We start from the raw sequence: 20,529 nt of genomic DNA, 5'->3' as shown, positions 1-20,529 counted from the left end.
AAAACACCCTGCAGAGCAGGGTGTCAGAACAGTTATTTCGCAGTGGTCGCTGATGGCTTGTGCCGCTTGCGCAGCTTGTCGATCAGGCGATGCGCTTCCGCTTTGGTCGCTACCGCAGGGGATGAACCGGTCAGCGGTTGACGGGCTGTTTCACGTACCGTCAGAATGGTGAGCAGGCCAATCACGCCCGCGCCCATCATGTAGTAAGCTGGCATCATATTGTTTTTAGTGGTATCCACCAGCCACGCAGTAATCAGCGGTGTCGTACCCCCAAACAGCGAAACCGACAGGTTGAAGCCGATGGCCAGCGCACTGTAACGGATATCGGTAGTAAACAGCGCAGGTAGCGTCGAAGGCATAGTGCCGCTGAAGCAGGTGTGCAGTACACCCAGAATCATCAGGCCGCCAAATACCGCCCACATATTACCCGACCCGATCAGCATAAAGCTCGGGATGGCGAGCAGGATCAGACCCACCGCACCAAAGGCAATCACCGGACGACGACCAATGCGGTCGGTCCAGCGACCCCACAGCAGCGTCAGCGGCATCATCACGAACATCGCCACCATCACCAGCAGCAGGCCACTTAACTCTGGCAGACCCAGCACGCCGGTCAGATAGCTCGGCATGTACGAGGTCAGCATGTAGTTAGAGACGTTAAACAGCAGTACCAGACCGATACATTTCATCATCGGTGCGCGGTATTTGCTCAGCATCTGCATCAGCGTCAGACGCGGCTTGCTTTGCTCCAGCGCTTCCTGTTTTTCCATGTGCTGCTGGAAGGCCGGAGTCTCTTCCAGCTTCAGTCGCACATAGAGACCAAACAGGCCCAGCGGCGCGGCGATAAAGAACGGCACGCGCCAGCCCCAGGACATCATCGCCTCATTCGACATCACGGTGGTCATCACCGTGACCAGGCTGGCACCCAGCAGGTAACCACCGATGGTGCCGAATTCCAGGAAGCTGCCCATAAAGCCCCGGCGTTTATCGGTAGAGTACTCCGCGATAAAGGTCGCTGCGCCACCATATTCACCGCCGGTTGAGAAGCCCTGGATCAGACGTGCCACCAGCAGCAGAATCGGTGCCATGATGCCTATTGAAGAGTAAGCCGGGATCAGACCGATACAGAACGTACCAATCGACATCATGATCATCGTCATCGCCAGCACTTTCTGCCGTCCGATGCGGTCACCAAGCGGGCCAAACACCAGGCCGCCAATCGGACGGACCAGGAAGGCCGCGGCAAACGTACCAAAGGTGGCGATTAGCTGCACCGCGTTGTTGGCATCCGGGAAGAAGACTTTGCCGATGATCACGGCGAGATAGCTGTATACGCCAAAGTCGAACCATTCCATCGCATTACCTAACGCAGCTGCGCCAACTGCACGCTTCAGCATGTCGTTGTCGATTACGGTAATGTCGTCAACAGTCAGCTCTTTTGGCTTCCTGTTCCAGAAATGTTTCTTTGGGTGTTCAGACGATGAGTTTCTGGTGTCCATATTCTCCTCAGGTGCATCAATGAAGGAGTCTTATAGCTTTCGCAGCCGCAAACAATGTTCAGAAGAAACCGTGGAAATGAAAGCTATAAGAAGCCGAATAAGTTTTAAGTGAAGCGGCAGAAACCGCAGCCGGTAAACTCTAGACTACGATTGTAAGTTTTTGCAAGTTTTCAGCCGAAATAACTGCATTTACTGACAAACCCAGCATAGTGAACTTATTCACGCCTGCTTACGGGTCTGAACATTTGGTAATAGCTTGCGGCTGGTGCTCTGGTTATATCTGGAACTGATTTTCCCGATACTGATGCGCTACTTAAACAGTTTCAGTTCGTCGATGCGATCCAGCGCCTGCAGTAATTGCTCCGTCCCGGTTGTCAGGCTGATGCGAATATAATCACGGCCCGCTGCGCCAAACCCGTTACCCGGTGCCACCAGCAGATGACACTGGGCCAGTAGCAGGGCGGCGAACTGCTCCCCGGTGAAACCAGCTGGCGCTGCCAGCCAGAGGAAAAAGGTGCCCTGACGGGCGCGAACCGGCCAGTGCATCGCTGCCAGCCTGGCTAAAATCACTCTGCGGCGCTGATGGTAATGCTCTGCCAGCAAGCTGAGTTGTTCAGCGGGCAGCGACAACGCGGTGATAGCGGCATCCTGCACCGCGCCATACACCGTGCTGTAGCTATGAGTATGAAGTTTTTTAAATGCCGCAATCATCGAGGCGTTTCCCACCGCAAATCCCACCCGCCAGCCTGCCATGAGTGCGCTTTTTGACAGCGTGTAGATTTCCACGCCCCAGGCTTTGCCATCGGGCTGTGCCAGCAGACTCAGCGGCTGTTCGCCCGACTCACTGCCCAGCGTGGCATAGGCGAAGTCATGAATCAGCGGAACATGATGCTGGCGGGCGAAGGCCAGCGCGTCGGCGAACAGCGCGGCTGTCGCCAGTGCGCCGGTGGGGTTATGGGGATAATTGAGCAGCAGCAGACCGGCACGCGCCGCGATCTCGTCTGGCACCTGGGTGAAATCGGGCAGGAAATCATTGCGCGCCTCCAGCGGAATGCCATAAAAATCGGCACCTGCCTGACGGGCCGCTGAGCGGTAGAGCGGATAGCAGGGATCGGTAGAGATCAACACCTGACCCGGATTGAGCAGGGCGCGGGGAAAACCATTGACGCCAATGTGTGCGCCCTGGAACAGCGCCACTTCAGTTTCAGGATCAAGCGTAACGCCGTAGTGACGCTGGTAAAAGGCTGCGATAGCACGGCGCAGCGCGGGTTTGCCCCAGAACGAGGGATACTCATGGTTCTCCGGTTTCGCTGCCGCAGCCTGTAATGAAGCGATTACCGCGGGCGGCGTCGGCTGACGCGGACTGCCGGAAGAGAGATCGATCAGCGGTAACAGCGCATCATTCAGTTGTGCTGCCTGCTTTTCCAGCATGCTGAAGAGGTTCTCTTCGAGCCCTGCGACCATCTCTGAAGCTGCAAACTCCTCCATATCTCTCCCGCAATAAACAGTGTTAAGCGAGGAAGAATGACACAGCTGACATTAAAATCTTTAGCAGAAATAACGCTGTTCTTTGCAAGGATTCGAATATCCAGCATGTGACTATCGTTAGCATAAATAAGCCAAAGTCGGGGCTGGGTTTTGCCTGTTCCTCTCCGCGATGGCTGTGATTAAATCGATCGCTCTCACAATAATGAATCAGGGCAAACAATGCAGATCACATCCCGGGGAATTATTCTGGCACTGACCACCGCCAGCCTTTTTATTTCTGCCGCTCAGGCAGCCGACCAGAAGAAAATACGGATTGGATTTAATCCAGGGCCTTATAAAGAGCAGTTTGAAAAAGGCGTTGCGCCCTTATTAATCAGGCAGGGGTATACTCTGGAGTATAAAGATTTCAGTGATGGAATTCAGGTTAATGATGCTGTTCATCGCGGGACGATTGACGCCAATATCATGCAGCATCCCGTCTATCTTAAGTCGGTTAATGAGCGGCTTGGCATTGATAACGTTGGGATTGTGCAGGTGCCGACCCCGCCAATGGGGCTCTACTCTGGGCGCGTGAAAACGCTGACTCAACCCGCGCCGGGCAGCACGGTCTCTGTGCCCAATCAGCCCTCAAATGAGTACCGGGCGGCGCTGTTACTCCAGAGCATCGGCTGGCTCAAAATCAGCCCCGATAGCGATGCTGCCACTTTTTCGCAGAAAAATATCACGGAAAATCCCTACAAAATCGTGCTTAAAGAGATGGATAACGCTCAGCAGGTGCGTGCACTCCCCGATGTTGACTATGGAGTCATTCAGGGCAACTTCGCGGTATCCAGTGGCATGAAACTCAATTCGGCACTGAAACTGGAAGCGGCAACCAGCCAGTTTATTAACGTGGTGACGGTAGCCGATAAAAATAAGCAGGCTCAGTTTGCCCGTGACATTATTGCCGGCTACCACTCAGCAGAATTTAAAACCTATATCACCGGTAATGCGCAGTATGCGGGCTATCTGCTGCCAGATTATTTCAAATGAGTCAGGTAGCCATTGCGTTTCGCCATGTCAGCAAAACGTTTGCGCGTAACGGTGCAGAAGTGCAGGCGCTGAAGGAGATTAATCTGCGTATCAACCAGGGTGACATCTTTGGCGTCATCGGCACCAGTGGAGCCGGAAAAAGTACGCTGCTGCGCCTGATTAATCACCTGGAGACCCCCACAACCGGCTCGGTTGAGGTGCAGGGTGAAGCGTTACAAGGGATCAGCAAAAAGCGCTTAATTCAGGTCAAAAAGCAGATTGGCATGATCTTCCAGCACTTCAATCTGCTCAATGCCAGAACGGTGTTTCACAACGTCGCCATCCCACTGATTTTACAGGGCCGGGATAAAGATTTTATCGCCACCCGTGTAGCGGAGCTGCTGGCGTTTGTTAACCTCAGCGACAAAGCCCACAGCTACCCGGATGAACTCTCCGGCGGACAAAAACAGCGCGTCGGAATTGCCCGCGCGCTGGCAACCAATCCCGCGATTCTGTTGTGTGATGAGGCGACCTCCGCGCTGGATCCCCAGACCACGGTACAGATTCTGCTGCTGTTACAGGAGATTAATCAGCGTTACGGCATCACCATTGTCCTGATCACCCATGAGATGTCGGTGGTCCAGAAGATCTGCAACCGGATGGCGGTGATGGAGCAGGGCCGTATCGTTGAACAGGGCGATGTCCTGTCGCTGTTTGCTGAACCGCAACAGTCGGTGAGCGCCAGCTTTGTGCAGTCCGTCATCCACGATCGTCTGCCACAGCAGACCCTTGCGCTGTTAAGCCAGCATCCGGCTGTCGACGTGTTGCGGCTGGAGTTTGTCGGCAGCACGGCACAACAGCCGATCATCAATCGCCTGATCCGTGAACATGAGGTTGAAGTGAATATCCTGTTCGCCAGCATGACGGAAGTACAGCGTACCATTCTGGGTTTCATGATTGTGCAGATCAAAGGCGAGCCCGCAAGACGCGAGGCGGCCATCCAGTTTCTCATCGCGACCGGAGTGAAAATCAGTGATGTCAGAACTCTTTGAAACCGCCGTTACCGGCGATCAGTTCCTGACGGCGATGCAGGACACGCTGATTATGGTGGCGATGTCGCTGGGCTTTGGTTCGCTGCTGGGCCTGCCGCTTGGCATTGTGCTGGTGATCTGTCGTCCGGGTGGGATACAGCCGAATCGACTGGTACATCAGTTGCTGAACCCGATCGTGAATATCATCCGTTCACTGCCGTTTATTATTCTGCTGATCTCTATTCTGCCGCTGACGCGCCTGCTGGTGAACACCACCATCGGTACGGCGGGGGCCATTGTGCCACTGGTGATATTTATCGCGCCCTATATTTCACGGCTGGTGGAGAATGCCCTGCTGGAGGTGGATGAGGGCATTCTGGAGTCAGCCAATGCGATGGGTGCCACCACGCTGCAGACCATCTGGTATTTCATGATACCGGAAGCCGCCTCGTCGCTGGTGTTAGCCCTGACCACCGCCACTATCGGCCTGCTGGGTGCGACGGCGATGGCGGGCACGGTGGGCGGCGGCGGCATTGGCGACCTCGCCATCACTTACGGCTATCAGCGCTTTGATGCCTTTGCCACGATTTCGACTGCGCTGGTGCTGATTGTCATTGTCCAGCTACTGCAAACCCTGGGTACGCGTCTCTCGCGCCGTATCCGACGCGAGTGAGCCATGAAAAAGAATGATTTAGCTGTTATGCACTGGGGCACGTATCACGTCACCACCGAAGGGGACACGCTGACGTCGGTCAGGCCGGTGGCGTGGGACCGTAATCCCTCTGCGATCGGGCAGTCGTTACCGGGCGCGGTGCAAAGCGAAACCCGGGTCAAAAATCCGGCCGTCAGGCTCGGTTATCTCCAGAACAGAAGCGCATCCCGCAACGGGCGCGGCAAAGAGCCGTTTGTGGAAGTGAGTTGGGATGTTGCGTTGCAACTGGTGGCGGAGGAGCTGGGGCGTGTCAAAACAGAGCACGGCAATCAGGCGATCTACGCCGGCTCTTACGGCTGGTCGAGTGCCGGACGTTTCCATCATGCCCAGAGCCAGCTTCATCGTTTCTTTAACCACTATGGCGGCTATATCGCCAGCACCAACACCTACAGCATTGCGGCCGGTGAACGCACGCTGCCGCACATCATCGGCAACCTCGATGAGTTACAACGTCACCATACCCACTGGCCGGTTCTTGCAGAGCATTGCGAACTGTTTGTGGCTATCGGGGGTTTGCCGCTGCGCAATGCGCAGGTCAATGGCGGCGGGGCTAACGACCATGCGCTTTCCCATTGGTTAACCACGCTACGGCAGAATGGCACCCGGTTTATCAACATCAGTCCGGTCAGAAACGATCTTGCTGGGGTGGCGGATGCGGAGTGGCTGGCGATACAGCCCGGCTCCGATACGGCGCTGTTACTGGCAATCGGGCAGGTGTTAATTACTGAATCTCTCTATGACGCGCCATTCACAGAACGTTACACGGTGGGCTTTGACCACTATGCCGCCTACCTGCTGGGTGAACGCGACGGGATAGCTAAAACGCCAGAATGGGCCGCTCCGCTGACCGGGCTGGCGGCCGCGGAGATCCGTGCGTTGGCACGGCAGATGGCGGCGCATAAAACGATGGTGAATATTGCCTGGTCAGTGCAGCGGGCGCGGCAGGGCGAGCAGGCTTTCTGGGCCACCGTTGCGACCACCGCTCTGCTGGGTCAGATTGGCACACCCGGCGGCGGGCTGGGCTTTGGTTACGCCTCAACCAATCTGGCCGGTGCCGCCCGGCGACAGTTTTCCGGGCCTCGTCTGCCCGCCGGTCATAATCCGGTGCAGCAGACGATTCCGGTGGCACGCATCGCCGACATGTTGCTCAATCCCGGAGGGCACTATGAGTTTGATGGACAACAGCGGGTCTATCCCGACATCCGGCTGGTCTACTGGGCGGGCGGCAATGTCTTTCATCATCATCAGGATATCAACAAGCTGATACGCGCCTGGCAGCGGCCGGACACCGTAATTGTGCATGAGCAGTTCTGGACGGCGCAGGCAAAATTTGCCGACATCGTGCTGCCTGCGACCACGTCGCTGGAGCGTGAGGATATCGGCAGCGCCAGCAACGACGGTTTTATCATCGCCATGCCGCAGCATCTGCCGCCGTTTGGCGAGGCAAAATCGGATTACGCAATTTTTGCCGCCCTGGCGCAGCGGCTCGGTTTTGCTGACGCCTTTACGCAGGGGCGTGATGAGCGCCAGTGGCTTCAGACACTCTATGAAGATTCCCGGCCGCGCGCGGCAGCGCAGGGCATCGAACTGCCGCCATTTGAGGCGTTCTGGTCACAGGGAGTGGTGGAGTATCCCGCGCCGGAGACGCCGCAGATTCTGCTAAAAGCGTTTCGTGATAACCCGGAGTCAGCCCCGCTCAGCACGCCGTCGGGGAAAATCGAGCTTTTTTCTCAGCAGGTGGCCGATTTCGGGTATGACGAAGCGCCCGGATTTGCCTGCTGGTATGCGCCGGAATACCAGGCGCAACAGCAGGAAAAGCAGCAGTGGCCGTTGCATCTGCTCTCCAGCCAGCCACGGACCCGGTTGCATAGTCAGTACGATCATGGACGGGTCAGCCGGGCCACCAAAATTGCCGGGCGTGAGCCACTCTGGATGCATCCTGAAGATGCTGCTGCGCGCGGCATTGAGGAGAACAGCATCGTAAAAGTCTTTAACGGACGCGGCGCGCTGCTGGCGGGCGTGCATCTGACGCAGGATATCCTGCCGGGTGTCGTACAGATGTCGACCGGCGCCTGGTATGACCCGCTCGATCAGCAGGAGGGCCAGCCGCTGGATAAACACGGCAATCCCAATGTGCTGACCCAGGATAGCGGCAGTTCGCGACTCGGCCAGGGGTGCAGCGCGCAGACCTGTTTTGTCGAGATTACGCTTTTTCAGCAGCCTTTGCCTGAGATTACGGCATGGTTACCGCCGGCATTCGTGGCGTGGAGCGCAGAGTAATCTGCGGGTTTAAAGCCCGCGGCGTGGTGGGATATTCCCATCCGTCGCATATACATAGCAGGATTAGTTGGTAGTTAACGCATAAATGAAATGGCAGTGTAAAGCGATTCCATGCCAACAGAGTGTCAATCATGAGCGCGTTAACCACAGCAGAATTGCCGGTAATTGATTTCGCATTATTGTCAGGTAATCAACAGCAGCAGCAACAGGTCCTGGAAAAATTAAGCCAGGCCGCGCGTGATGTCGGTTTCTTCTATTTAATCAATCACGGCATCGACCGTGAATTATTAGATGAGGTTCAGCACGTCGCGCGGAAATTTTTTGCCCTGCCACAGGCGGATAAATCCGCAGTGGCGATGGCGAACTCGCCGCATTTTCGCGGCTATAACCTGGCGGGGGTTGAAATAACCCGCAGCCAGCCTGACTATCGCGAGCAGTTTGATATTGGTGCGGAACGGGAAGCGCTGCCCGTTACCGCCGATTCACCCACCTGGCAACGGATGCAGGGGCCGAATCAGTGGCCTGAAGCTTTACCTGAACTGCAAACGGTGGTCACCCGCTGGCAGCAGCAGATGACAGCGGTGGCGCTGGAGCTGCTGCGCGCCTTTGCCGGGGCACTGAATCTGCCGCGCAACGCCTTCGATAACCTCTATGGCGACTATCCCAACGAACATATCAAACTGATCCGTTATCCGGGCCGCACGGAGGGCGAATCACGCCAGGGTGTTGGTGCGCACAAAGATTCAGGCTTCCTGACGATGTTACTGCAGGACGATCAGCCGGGCTTACAGGTGGAAGTGACGCCGGACAACTGGATCGATGCCTCACCACTGCCGGGCGCGTTTGTGGTGAACATTGGCGAGCTGCTGGAGCTGGCAACCAACGGTTATCTTCGCGCAACGGTGCACCGTGTGGTGTCGCCACCGCAAAGCAGCGAGCGCTTATCCATCGCCTTTTTCCTTGGCGCGCAACTCGACGCCGTGGTGCCGATCTATCAACTGCCTCCTCAGCTGGCTGAACTGGCACAGGGACCGAGCAGCGATCCGCTTAATCCGCTGCTGCGCGAAGTGGGCTGGAACTACCTTAAAGGCCGGCTGCGTTCGCATCCGGAAGTTGCCCAGCGTTTCTACCCCGAACACAACACCCACTGATAACGATAAGAGATAAATGATGATGATTAAAAAGCGCTTTCTGGCCCTTGCCGGTCTTTCACTGCTGATTGCCCAGAGTTTACAGGCCGCGCCGCTGCGCGTAGCGGCCGATCCGCTGCCACATGCGGAAATCCTGGAGTATGTCAAAACCCTGGATCCGAAACTGGATCTCAAAATTGTTGAGCTGAGCGGGGGCGTGAATGCCAATGAGCTGCTGGCCGCCGGGGATGTGGATGCCAACTACTTCCAGCATCTGCCTTACCTGAAAGATCAGGAGAAGGCGCTGGGGAAAACCTTTGCCGTGGCCGCCAGTGTTCACATCGAGCCGCTGGGTATCTATTCGCGGAAAGTGAAAAGTTTAGCGGCGCTACCTGAAGGGGCCAGCATTGCGGTACCGAACAATACCACTAACCTGAGCCGCGCACTCTGGCTGTTGCAGGACAAAGGGGTGATAAAACTCAACGCGCAGGGTGAAACGGGTTCGACGCTGGTGACGCCAAAAGATATCAGTGATAACCCGAAGAAAATTAAGATCGTTGAGATTGAGTCGCCGCAACTGCCACGCTCGCTGGATGATGTGGATGCCGCAATTATCAACGGCAACTACGCGCTGGAAGCAGGTCTGACCCCATCGAAAGATGCGCTGGGACTGGAGTCTGCAGCACATAATCCCTACGCCAACCTGCTGGTAACGACGCCAGAACTGGCGAAAGATCCCCGCGTGTTACAGCTGGCGAAAGATCTGCGCTCGCCGCAGGTAGCGGAGTTTATCCGTAAAAATTATCAGGGCTCAGTGATTCCGGTTGCGGACCAGCAGCATGATTAAACTCAGTCATCTCAGCAAACAGTATCCTGGCGCATCTGCGCCAGCGTTAGACGACATCTCACTCACCATCGAAGAAGGGACCATCTTTGGCATCCTCGGTCGGAGCGGAGCGGGAAAAAGTACACTATTGCGCTGCCTCAATCGGCTGGAGAGTCCCACCAGCGGCCTGATTGAAATTGACGGGCAGGATCTCGCCGCGATGAGCCTGGCGCAACTGCGTCAGCAGCGACAGCAGATGGGGATGATCTTCCAGCACTTCAATCTGCTGCATTCGCGCAACGTGCAGGACAACGTCGATCTGGCGCTGGAGATTGCCGGTGTGCCTGCGGCTGAACGTCGCGAGCGGGTCGCATCGCTGCTGAAACTGGTGGGGCTGGCCTCCTTTGCGGCGGCCTGGCCGTCGCAGCTCTCCGGTGGACAGAAACAGCGCGTCGGCATCGCCCGCGCGCTGGCCGCCCGACCCCGTTATCTGTTGTGCGATGAGGCGACCAGCGCGCTGGATCCCGAAACCACCACTTCGATTCTCGATCTGCTGGCCGATATTCAGCAGCAGCTCAATATCACCATTGTATTGATCACCCATGAAATGGCGGTGGTGAAGCGGATTTGTGACGGGGCGGCGCTGCTTGAGAATGGCCAGCTGGTTGAGAGCGGCAGCCTGAGCCAGATCATGGGACGTGAAGAGGGACGCCTGCGCAAAATGCTGCTGAAGGATGGCGAAGCAGACCGGGCGTTTATCGAAAAATATCAGCGTGAGGCGTTAACCCGATGCGTAGCATGAGTAGTGAGCGGTTTCAGGAACTGCTGCTGAACGCCACTGGCGAAACACTGTATATGGTGTTGCTGGCGGCCCTTTTCACGGTCGCGATAGGGCTGCCGGTAGGCGTGCTGCTATTTCTGACCCGGCCAAAAGGCATTCTGCCCAATCGCGCGATTTCACTGCTGCTGAATACGCTGGTAAATACCGGACGCGCCTTGCCATTTGTGGTGCTGCTGATTGCGCTGATCCCCTTTACCCGTCTGCTGGTCGGCACCACGCTGGGCAGCACTGCCGCCATTGTGCCGATTACGCTGGGGGCATTTCCCTTCTTTGCCCGCATCGTGGAGAACGCGCTGGATGAGGTCGACCGCGGCCGCATAGAAGCGGTGGTATCAATGGGCGGTACCCTGTGGCATATCGTCAGCCGTGTGCTGCTGCCGGAAGCGCTTCCCGCGCTGGTGGCGGGCGTTACCCTGACGATTGTGATGCTGATTGGCTTCTCGGCGATGGCGGGCGTGGTTGGCGGTGGCGGGCTGGGCGATCTGGCGATTCGCTACGGTTATCAGCGTTTCGATAACCAAATCATGGCGGCCACCATTGTGGTGCTGCTGGCGCTTGTGATGCTTATTCAGAAACTCGGCGACCGGCTGGTACGCTCGCTGGCTTATCGTCGATAAGGAGCAACCATGTTTCGCGTGATGTCGCCGAAAGGCTATCTGCAACGGCCAGGGCTGCGGGCCGGGGTGGGAGAAATTATCCGGCCGCTTGCCTCGCATATTCACATCTTCACCTCGCCGCGGGCCTGGCAGGCGGTGAATCCTGACATGAGCATAAGTCTGGAACAGGCGGGGATCCGCTGGCAGCTCGATACGCTGACCGGTGAGTGTACCGATGCGGCGATTGCTGCGCTGCAACAGCAGTTGCAGACGCATGGCGCTACCCTGATTCTGGCTGTGGGTGGCGGGCGGGTGCTGGACTGTGCCAAAGCGGTCAACGACGCGTTGCCGGATATCCGGCTGGTTAACTTCGCCACGCTGGCCGCCACCTGTGCCGCCTGGTCTCCGCTGGCGATTATCTATGATGAGCGCGGCGGCCATCTGCGCAGCCAGCCACTGAATGCCATGCCTGAGCGGATTCTGGTGGACAGCGAGGTCATCGCCCGCAGCGAGGTACGCTATCTGCGGGCCGGAATCGTCGATGCGCTGGCCAAATGGTTTGAATTTGAGCCTTATCAGCGACAGATGCCGCACCAGCTGGCGCTGGATCTTAAAGTCGCAGCCGCCTGGCAGGCGGTAACGGTGCTGAAACGCTGGGGAGACACGGCGGTGGCCGATAACATCAGGCAGCAGGTCACCCCGGCGCTGGAGAAAGTGATTGAAGCCAACATTGTGCTGGCGGGGCTGGCTAACAGTATTCAGGATGAGATGGCAACCCCCGGCTTTGCCCACATCATCCACGATCGCCTGACTCACCAGCCGGAGCTGCATCACTGGCTGCATGGTGAAAAGGTCGGTTTCAGCTTGCTGGTACAATCCTGGATTGAACAGCAGGGTAAGCAGGTGGAGCCAGAACTGCTGGCGCTGCTGCGCCGTTTCCACTCGCCTCTGACGCTGCCTGCGGCGATTAACGCGGACAGGGTAAGAGAGATTGCGCAGCAGATCCATTTCCCCTCCGCCAGCCTGGCGCACCTTCCCTTTACGTTCGATCACCCTCTGCTGGAGCAGGCCTTGCTGGCGACATCTGCGTTTAAACAGTAAGTGCGGTCAGCGAATCGATCAACGGTCGCCGCTTGCTAACCTACCAATAGTAACATACCTTTAGTAGCTTAATGACTAATCAGGTAAGGTGACGACGATGCATGCATTAATAGTGACTTCCCATCCCAATCAGGACGCTCACACCCACCGCGTGGCGGACCAGCTGGCGCAGGGCATTATCGCGACAGGCCACCATACGGCTGAAAAGGCCGATCTGGCGGCAGAAGGGTTTGATCCACGTTTTACGCTCAGCGATCACAGACATTTCAACGGTCTGGCGCCGACGCCGCCCGATGTGCTGACAGAACAGCAGCGGCTGGATCGTGCCGATGCGCTGGTGCTGGTCTATCCGGTCTACTGGTGGTCATTTCCGGCACAGCTTAAAGGCTGGATAGACCGCGTCTTCATCGCGGGCTGGGCCTTTGATGAGCAGGATGGCCATATCGTAAAACGCCTCGGCCATCTTCCCGTGCATCTGGTTGCGCTTGGCGCGGCGGATACCCGAACCTTTCTGCGGCGCGGCTATTTCGCCAGCATGCGGAATCAGATTGATCACGGCATCTTTGACTATTGCGGTGCGCCGGTGGTGACCAGTGAACTGTTGCTGAGCGGCGATGAAGGTTATCCTGAGTCACACTATCAGCTGGCGCATCAACTGGGCCAGCGTCTGTTCGCCCATCAGGAAAAACATGACCGTTGAAAAAACACCCCGTAAGCGTCTGTCACGCGAAGCACGACGCAGGCAGTTGTCAGACGTCGCGTGGCAGATAATGCAAACCGAAGGCAGCGAGGCACTGACGCTGGCCAGAGTCGGCGACGCGGCGGGGGTCAGTAAACCGGTGGTTTATGACCACTTCACCACCCGTCATGGATTGCTGGCGGCATTGTATGACGATTTTGATCGTCGCCAGACCGAAAAGATGGAAGCGGCGATGAATGCCGCACCGATGGTGATGCAACAAAAAGCGGAAGTGCTTGCGGCCTGTTATGTGGATTGTGTGATGACGGAGGGGCGTGAGATTCCGGAGTTGCTGTCAGCGCTCAGCACCTCACCGGAACTGGCTGCCGTCAAACGCCACTATCAGCTCGACTTTATCGCCCGCTGTCAGCGCTGGTTTGCCCCTCTGGCAGGCAGCAGCGGTATTCCGGAAGCAGGCATGTGGGGCTTGCTGGGGGGCGCGGATGCCATCGCAGGCGCGGTGGCACGCGGCGATGTCAGCAAACGGGAAGGAGAACAGGCGATCACTGCCATGGTCGTGGCGCTGGTGGCAGGCAGCCGTGCGTCGGAATCGGATTAGCATAAAAAAGGCGGCCCGCAGGCCGCCGAATCCTTCAACCACAACAGGCGTTGTGTAAGTAGTGGCAACGTACAATGATGATCGTTTTAGCCTTTCACCCCGCCTGCGGTTAAACCGCTCACCAGCCAGCGCTGCGCCAGCAGGAAAACCAGGGTGATCGGAATCGCGGAGAGCACCGCCGCGGCGGCGAAATCGCCCCACAGATAGTTCTGCGGATTGAGGTACTGCTGCATTCCGACCGCCAGGGTGTAGCTGTTTACATCGCGCAGCAGCAGCGAGGCGACCGGCACTTCAGTCACCGCGGCGATAAACGCCAGAATAAACACCACCGCCAGAATCGGCACCGACAGCGGCAGCAGCACCAGCCGGAACGCCTGCCACGGCGTTGCGCCATCCAGCGCGGCGGCCTCTTCCAGTGACCCGTCGATAGTTTCGAAATAGCCTTTGATAGTCCAGACATGCAGCGCGATACCGCCCAGATAGGCGAAGATCACCCCACCGTGGGTGTTCAGCCCGATAAAGGGCAGATACTGGCCGAGACGATCAAACAGGGCATAGAGCGCCACCAGCGACAGCACCGCCGGGAACATCTGGAATATCAGCATCCCTTTCAGCAGGCTGGCACGGCCGGTAAAGCGCATACGGGCAAAGGCATAGGCGCAGGTGGTAGAGAGCGCCACGATGCCCAGCGCACTGATTGCCGCAATCTTGATCGAGTTCCATAACCAGAGCAGCACCGGGAAGGGCGGCGGTGTCACCCGGCCATCCGCATGTTCCACGCTGAAACCCAGCGCCAGACGCCAGTGCTCCCACGAGATCTGCTCCGGGATCAGGCTGCCGGTGGCGAAGTTCCCGGCACGCAGCGAAATCGCAATCACCATCAGCAGGGGAAAGAGAATCGCCGCGATAAATAACAGCAGCAGCAGATGCGTGGTGAACAGACGCAGCCGTTGCGATTTCGGTTGTACCATAGCCATAACAACTCCTCAGAGCCTGGTCCATCAGGCTATTTTATTTGTCAGTCTGACCCCGGGCAGTGCTCACAATCCTCACCTCCCAGGTTCCGGTTGTTCCACGCTCTTCGCGTCCGGACTGCCTGCAACCATGACGCCTGTCGGGCCAGACGCTTAGTCGAATTTCATCCGCGAGGCTTTCAGGTTAATCACCGCCAGCGCACCCACCAGCAGGAAGATCAGCGTGGCGATAGCGGCGGCCAGCCCAAAGTCCTGCCCGCCGCCGCCTTCAAAGGCGATGCGCCAGGTGTAGTTCACCAGCAAATCGGTGTAACCGGCTGGCGTGGTGGTGCCGAGGCGATCCGGCCCGCCGTTGGTGAGTAACTGCACCAGCACAAAGTTATTAAAGTTAAAGGCAAAGCTGGCGATCATCAGCGGCATCAGTGGTTTCAGCAGCAGCGGCAGAGTTATCAGGAAGAAGTTCTGCAGCGGTCCTGCACCGTCCATCGCCGAGGCTTCATAGAGATCGTCCGGAATCGCCTTCAGCAGGCCCATGCAGAGGATCATCATGTACGGGTAGCCGAGCCAGGTATTGACGATAATTAGCATGGTGCGCGCCAGCGTCGGGTCACTGAACCAGGCGGGCTTCACGCCAAACAGCGCGCTGAGCATCACGTTGATTTCACCAAAGCTCTGGTTGAACAACCCCTTGAAAATCAGGATCGAGATAAACGCCGGCACGGCATAGGGCAGAATCAGCATCACCCGATAGACCGCTTTGCCGCGCAACGCCTCCCACTGCACCAGACACGCCAGCACCATACCCACCGCGACGGTCAGCACCACGGTGATCAGCGAGAAGAGTAGCGTCCAGCCAAATATCGCCAGGAACGGCTTCTGAATCCCTTCGTCAGTAAACACCCGCACGAAGTTTTTCCAGCCGGTATTCACGGTAAAGCCGGGACTCAGGGTTTCGTTCGCCCAACTGCCGTCGGCGTTAATCGCCTGATAGAAACCAGTCTGCGGATTAGCGCGATAGCGCGCGTTGCTCTGCTGGTTGATCAGCTCATCCTGCACACCTACCCGATAGAGCGGCTGGGTGCCGGAGAACTGGCGCAGCGAACTCATCCGCAACTGACGACCATCCGGCATTTCCGCCCGGATCTGGCTCAGTGCCTGACGATGGGTCGTGATCGCTCTGAAGTTCGCCCGTTCACCTGACGGTGGTGCGGCAGGGGCCATTTTCAGTATCTGTTCAGCGCCAAACTGAAACGGCGGCGAAACATAGTCTTTGCCATCATTCAGCACCAGCTGCCAGCGATCGCCGGCCGGGAACAGAGAAAAACTGACTGCTTCACCCGACTGGAAGGTGCGGCCCAGCAAAACCTGCTGCGCCCGTTCAAAGGTGAGCTGGTTGCTGCTGCTGTAGTTGGTAAAGGCAATGGCAATCGTGCAGGCCAGAGGGAACAGCACAAACAGCGCCATTCCCGCTACGCCGGGATAGACATAACGCCACGCATAGGCGCGACGGTTAGCAAAAATCCACAGTCCGGTCGCACTGAGGATCAGCGTCAGCAGCGCAAACAGATATTCGCCCTGCGCGTACATCAGCACCAGCAGATAGCCGACCAGCAGACAGCAGATCCCGATGAGAACGCTTTTCAACAGCACACTGCGCGTTTTCGGTTTTCCTGACATGATGCGGTTTTCCTTAACGGTCACTCAAGCCGGGTTGCCCCGGCTGCAAGGGGATAATTACTTCTTCAGACGGGCCTGAGCATCTTTCAGTGCGGCGTCGACGCTCTGACGACCGCCCAGCGCGTTCAGGGTAGCGGTGCGCATCGCATACCAGAATGCCGCCATCTGCGGGATATTCGGCATGATGTCACCCTGACGGGCATTGTTCATGGTGGCGGCGATACGCGAATCTTTTTCCAGCGTCTGCTGGAAAGATTTCAGCGCCACAGCACCCAGCGGCTTATCTTTGTTGACCGCATCCAGACCGGTGTCAGTCAGCAGATAATTCTCCAGGAACTCTTTCGCCAGCTCTTTGTTAGGACTGGCGGCGTTGATCCCGGCACTCAGCACGCCGACAAAAGCTTTTGACGGTTTACCGTTCAGGGTTGGCAATTCGGTGACGCCATAGTCGATGCCGCTTTTGTCGAGGTTGCCCCACGCCCACGGACCATTAATGGTCATGGCGGTTTCGCCCTTGTTAAAGGCGGCCTCAGCAATCGAATAATCGGTGTCCGCATTCAGGGTTTTGGCTTTAACCTGATCGACCAGGAACTGCATGCCCGCTTTAGCACCGGCGTTATCGACGCCGACATCCTTCACGTCATAATGTCCGTCGGTGAGCTTAAAGGCGTAAGCACCGCCTGCGGCCAGCAGCGGCCAGGTGAAGTAGGGCTCCTGCAGGTTAAACATGATGGCGCTTTTGCCTTTGGCGCGCAGTTGCTTGTCGAGACCGGCGATCTCTTCCCAGGTTTTTGGCGGGTTCGGCAGCAGCTTCTTGTTGTAGATCAGTGACAGCGACTCAACGGAAATCGGGTAGCCAATCAGCTTGCCGTCAAAGCGCACCGCGTCCCAGGTGAACGGGAAAATCTTCTCGCGGAAGCTGGCATCCGGCGTGATCTCAGCCAGCAGGCCGGACTGCGCGTAGCCGCCGAAACGGTCATGTGCCCAGAAGATAATATCCGGGCCATCGCCGGTCGCCGCGACCTGCGGATACTTCTCTTCCATTTTGTCAGGATGTTCGACCGTGACTTTGATGCCGGTCTCCTGCTCAAATTTCTTACCCACTTCGGCAAGGCCGTTGTAGCCCTTGTCACCGTTGATCCAGATGACCAGTTTACCTTCCTCAATTTTTGCCATCGCGCTGGCCGAAAAGAGCACGGCAGAGAGGGCAGAAAGGGCCAGAATTCTTGCTCCGGTTTTCATCGTCATAAATCCATCCTGTTAGCGGAAGTGGTGAATGCTTTACCGGCATCATTGTGCTTATCCGCCACGGCTTCTCATCCTCCTCTGCTCTACGCCCCTCGGCCTGCCGCTGTGATCGCGCTGGCAAAAAGCCCCTTAAGCGGGCGCTTACGCGACAAAAATTCCTGCGGGTCTGCGTTAGCGATCACAAAAAAGCGCGGCAGCGTGCGGGCGGCGGCGTCAGCCCGCGTTTCTCCTCCTCCCGCCTCCTCCCCCAGCGGATTGCATTGCGGTGGAGGATGTTACCGCCAGTTTCCTCTCGCATAGTGAGCCCCGGAACCCGTCTGCCGCTGGGCAGACACGACTATGCAGCTAAGAGGGAAGGGATCATGGCGAGCGTTGTGTTACGCAATGTCACGAAAGCCTGGGGCGATACGGTGGTGTCGAAAGATATCGATCTCACTATTCGTGAAGGGGAATTTGTTGTTTTCGTCGGCCCATCAGGCTGTGGCAAATCGACGCTGCTGCGCATGATTGCCGGACTGGAGACTATCACCAGCGGCGAGCTGTTAATCGGCGACCGGCGCATGAATGAAGTGCCACCCGCCGAACGCGGCATCGGCATGGTGTTTCAGTCCTATGCGCTCTATCCCCATCTGTCGGTGGCGGAAAACATGTCTTTTGGCCTCAAACTGGCCGGGGTGAAAAAAGCGGAGATCCAGCAGCGGGTTAATCAGGTGGCGGAGATTCTGCAACTGGCGCATCTGCTCGATCGCCGTCCTAAAGCCCTCTCTGGCGGGCAGCGTCAGCGCGTGGCGATTGGCCGCACGCTGGTGGCGGAACCGCGCGTCTTCCTGCTGGATGAACCGCTGTCGAACCTTGACGCCGCGCTGCGCGTTCAGATGCGCATTGAGATCTCCCGTCTGCATAAGCGCCTGAAGCGCACCATGATTTACGTGACCCACGATCAGATCGAAGCGATGACGCTGGCCGACAAAATCGTGGTGCTGGATGCCGGACGCATTGCGCAGGTCGGTAAGCCGCTTGAGCTCTACCACTACCCCGCCAACCGTTTTGTCGCCGGATTTATCGGCTCACCAAAAATGAATTTCCTGCCGGTCAAAGTGACCGCCACCGCCATCGATCAGGTTCAGGTGCGGCTGCCGAATCAGCAGCTGGTCTGGCTGCCGGTTGACAGCGCCGGTGTGCAGGTCGGCAGCAACATGTCACTGGGTATTCGCCCGGAACATCTGCTCTCCAGCGATATCGCCGACGTCACCCTGGAAGGGGAAGTGCAGGTGGTGGAACAGCTGGGGCATGAAACACAGATCCACATTGAGATTCCCGCTATCCGTCAGAACCTGGTTTACCGCCAGGAGGACGTCGTGCTGGTAAAAGAGGGCGCCATCCTCGGTATTGGCCTGCCGCCCGAGCGTTGTCACCTGTTCCGCGAGGACGGGAGCGCGTGCCGCAGGCTGTATCAGGAGCCGGGTGTATAGCCCTGCCAAAAACAATAAAAGCAATGACCTCAGGAGATAGAAAATGTTAACTCTGCGCAAACTTCCCATCGCCGTTGCCGTCGCGGTGGGAACCCTCTCCGCCCCGACGATGGCGGTTGATTTTACCGGTTACGCCCGTTCCGGCATTGGCTGGACCGGCAGCGGTGGTGAACAGCAATGTTTCCAGGCCACCGGTGCCCAAAGTAAATACCGTCTGGGCAACGAATGTGAAACCTATGCCGAACTGAAATTAGGCCAGGAAGTGTGGAAAGAGGGCGACAAAAGCTTCTATTTCGACACCAACGTGGCTTACTCCGTGGCACAGCAGAATGACTGGGAAGCCACATCGCCCGCCTTCCGTGAAGCCAACGTAAAAGGTAAAAACCTGATCGACGCGCTGCCAGGATCTACCATCTGGGCCGGTAAGCGTTTCTATCAGCGTCATGACGTCCATATGATCGACTTCTACTACTGGGATATTTCCGGTCCGGGTGCCGGTCTGGAAGATGTCGATCTCGGCTTCGGTAAACTCTCTTTCGCCGCAACCCGTTCGTCTGAAGCAGGCGGCTCTTACACCTTCTCCAGCGATCGTATCCGTGACTTCGCCACCAGCACTGCCAACGACGTGTTTGATGTGCGTCTGGCCGGCCTGGAAACCAACACCAACGGCGTGCTGGAGCTGGGTGTCGACTACGGTCGCGCTAATGCCCGTGACGACTACCGTCTGGAAGAGGGGGCCTCTAAAGATGGCTGGATGTTCACTGCTGAACATACCCAGAGCATGCTGAAGGGCTATAACAAATTCGTACTGCAGTATGCCACCGATGCGCTGACCTCTCAGGGCAAAGGCGTGCCGCAGGGCACCAGCCTCAACAACAATGGTGACATGTACCGCATCCTCGACCACGGTGCGATCTCACTGGCCGAACGCTGGGATCTGATGTACGTCGCCATGTACCAGAATATCGATCTGGACAATAACCGCGGCACCGAGTGGTACACCGTGGGTGTGCGCCCGATGTACAAATGGACGCCGATTATGAGCACGTTGCTGGAACTGGGCTACGACAACGTCAAATCGCAGCAGGCTAACGAACGCAACGGCCAGTACAAAGTGACGCTGGCGCAGCAGTGGCAGGCGGGCGACAGCATCTGGTCACGTCCGGCTCTGCGTCTGTTCGCGACCTACGCCAAATGGGATGAAAAATGGGGCTACAACAAAGATAACTCAGGCGATCTCACCACCTTCGCCTCTGCGGACACCAGCGGCAACGGCATCCTGACTAACAGCCGTGGTAAAGACGATGAAGTGACCTTCGGCGCGCAGATGGAAATCTGGTGGTAA

18 protein-coding genes are annotated in these 20,529 nt (G+C 57.4%); 13 read left to right on the top strand and 5 right to left on the bottom strand.

The annotated features are described in order from the left end of the window. Positions 1-32: 32 nt before the first annotated feature. Both proP and AFL22_RS13690 read right to left on the bottom strand, forming a co-directional pair. The gene (proP, locus tag AFL22_RS13695; RefSeq protein ID WP_010670739.1) at positions 33-1,499 is read right to left on the bottom strand and encodes a glycine betaine/L-proline transporter ProP; all 1,467 of its coding nucleotides are present in this window, start codon (positions 1,497-1,499) and stop codon (positions 33-35) included. Between the two features lie 309 nt (positions 1,500-1,808). Further along, complete coding sequence (locus AFL22_RS13690; RefSeq protein WP_052271615.1) at positions 1,809-2,987, bottom strand: aminotransferase class I/II-fold pyridoxal phosphate-dependent enzyme; 1,179 nt, start codon at positions 2,985-2,987, stop codon at positions 1,809-1,811. A 219-nt stretch (positions 2,988-3,206) separates the two neighbouring features. On the opposite strand from AFL22_RS13690, the gene AFL22_RS13685 reads away from it, so the two are divergent. From AFL22_RS13685 to AFL22_RS13635, 11 genes are all read left to right on the top strand, one after another. Beyond that, positions 3,207-4,019: a MetQ/NlpA family ABC transporter substrate-binding protein gene (locus AFL22_RS13685; RefSeq protein ID WP_052271614.1), complete on the top strand. Its 813-nt coding sequence runs from the start codon at positions 3,207-3,209 to the stop codon at positions 4,017-4,019. Continuing rightward, positions 4,016-5,050 (top strand): ATP-binding cassette domain-containing protein, encoded by a 1,035-nt coding sequence (locus tag AFL22_RS13680; protein ID WP_010670742.1) that lies wholly within the window; start codon positions 4,016-4,018, stop codon positions 5,048-5,050. The genes AFL22_RS13685 and AFL22_RS13680 overlap by 4 nt, the downstream gene beginning before the upstream one ends. Then, positions 5,034-5,702: a methionine ABC transporter permease gene (locus AFL22_RS13675; RefSeq protein WP_052271613.1), complete on the top strand. Its 669-nt coding sequence runs from the start codon at positions 5,034-5,036 to the stop codon at positions 5,700-5,702. The genes AFL22_RS13680 and AFL22_RS13675 overlap by 17 nt, the downstream gene beginning before the upstream one ends. A 3-nt stretch (positions 5,703-5,705) precedes the next feature. Further along, a complete protein-coding gene (locus AFL22_RS13670) occupies positions 5,706-8,021 on the top strand; it encodes a molybdopterin-dependent oxidoreductase (RefSeq protein WP_052271612.1) in 2,316 nt (771 codons plus the stop codon). 131 nt (positions 8,022-8,152) lie between these two features. After that, on the top strand, positions 8,153-9,172 hold the full coding sequence (locus AFL22_RS13665) for an isopenicillin N synthase family oxygenase (protein WP_010670745.1): 1,020 nt from the start codon (positions 8,153-8,155) through the stop codon (positions 9,170-9,172). A 22-nt stretch (positions 9,173-9,194) separates the two neighbouring features. Next, on the top strand, positions 9,195-9,998 hold the full coding sequence (locus AFL22_RS13660; RefSeq protein WP_033780393.1) for a MetQ/NlpA family ABC transporter substrate-binding protein: 804 nt from the start codon (positions 9,195-9,197) through the stop codon (positions 9,996-9,998). Further along, the gene (locus tag AFL22_RS13655) at positions 9,991-10,779 is read left to right on the top strand and encodes an ATP-binding cassette domain-containing protein (protein ID WP_010670747.1); all 789 of its coding nucleotides are present in this window, start codon (positions 9,991-9,993) and stop codon (positions 10,777-10,779) included. The genes AFL22_RS13660 and AFL22_RS13655 overlap by 8 nt, the downstream gene beginning before the upstream one ends. Then, on the top strand, positions 10,767-11,435 hold the full coding sequence (locus tag AFL22_RS13650; protein ID WP_022624728.1) for a methionine ABC transporter permease: 669 nt from the start codon (positions 10,767-10,769) through the stop codon (positions 11,433-11,435). Before AFL22_RS13655 ends, AFL22_RS13650 begins: the two co-directional genes overlap by 13 nt. 9 nt (positions 11,436-11,444) lie before the next feature. After that, positions 11,445-12,515: an iron-containing alcohol dehydrogenase family protein gene (locus AFL22_RS13645; protein WP_052271611.1), complete on the top strand. Its 1,071-nt coding sequence runs from the start codon at positions 11,445-11,447 to the stop codon at positions 12,513-12,515. A 97-nt stretch (positions 12,516-12,612) separates the two neighbouring features. Further along, positions 12,613-13,215 carry an NAD(P)H-dependent oxidoreductase gene (locus tag AFL22_RS13640; protein ID WP_052271610.1) on the top strand — a complete coding sequence of 201 codons (603 nt, stop codon included), beginning with the start codon at positions 12,613-12,615 and terminating at the stop codon, positions 13,213-13,215. Continuing rightward, positions 13,205-13,813 (top strand): TetR/AcrR family transcriptional regulator, encoded by a 609-nt coding sequence (locus tag AFL22_RS13635; RefSeq protein WP_033760229.1) that lies wholly within the window; start codon positions 13,205-13,207, stop codon positions 13,811-13,813. Before AFL22_RS13640 ends, AFL22_RS13635 begins: the two co-directional genes overlap by 11 nt. An 86-nt stretch (positions 13,814-13,899) precedes the next feature. Here the strand turns inward: AFL22_RS13635 and malG are convergent, their stop codons facing one another. From malG to malE, 3 genes are all read right to left on the bottom strand, one after another. Continuing rightward, positions 13,900-14,790, bottom strand: a complete 891-nt coding sequence (gene malG, locus AFL22_RS13630) for a maltose ABC transporter permease MalG (RefSeq protein WP_010247369.1) — start codon at positions 14,788-14,790, stop codon at positions 13,900-13,902. A 150-nt stretch (positions 14,791-14,940) separates the two neighbouring features. Continuing rightward, positions 14,941-16,464, bottom strand: a complete 1,524-nt coding sequence (malF, locus tag AFL22_RS13625; protein WP_052271609.1) for a maltose ABC transporter permease MalF — start codon at positions 16,462-16,464, stop codon at positions 14,941-14,943. Positions 16,465-16,521: 57 nt separating this feature from the next. Beyond that, positions 16,522-17,712: a maltose/maltodextrin ABC transporter substrate-binding protein MalE gene (gene malE / locus AFL22_RS13620; RefSeq protein ID WP_010247363.1), complete on the bottom strand. Its 1,191-nt coding sequence runs from the start codon at positions 17,710-17,712 to the stop codon at positions 16,522-16,524. 362 nt (positions 17,713-18,074) lie between these two features. On the opposite strand from malE, the gene malK reads away from it, so the two are divergent. After that, positions 18,075-19,184, top strand: a complete 1,110-nt coding sequence (malK, locus tag AFL22_RS13615; RefSeq protein WP_010247360.1) for a maltose/maltodextrin ABC transporter ATP-binding protein MalK — start codon at positions 18,075-18,077, stop codon at positions 19,182-19,184. A 43-nt stretch (positions 19,185-19,227) separates the two neighbouring features. Continuing rightward, a complete protein-coding gene (locus tag AFL22_RS13610) occupies positions 19,228-20,529 on the top strand; it encodes a maltoporin (RefSeq protein WP_033760237.1) in 1,302 nt (433 codons plus the stop codon).

This window comes from Pantoea sp. CFSAN033090 (assembly GCF_001264395.1).
Taxonomy (GTDB): domain Bacteria; phylum Pseudomonadota; class Gammaproteobacteria; order Enterobacterales; family Enterobacteriaceae; genus Pantoea; species Pantoea agglomerans.
Note: the sequence above shows the minus strand (reverse complement) of the source record. Positions and strands in the feature narration are given on the sequence as shown.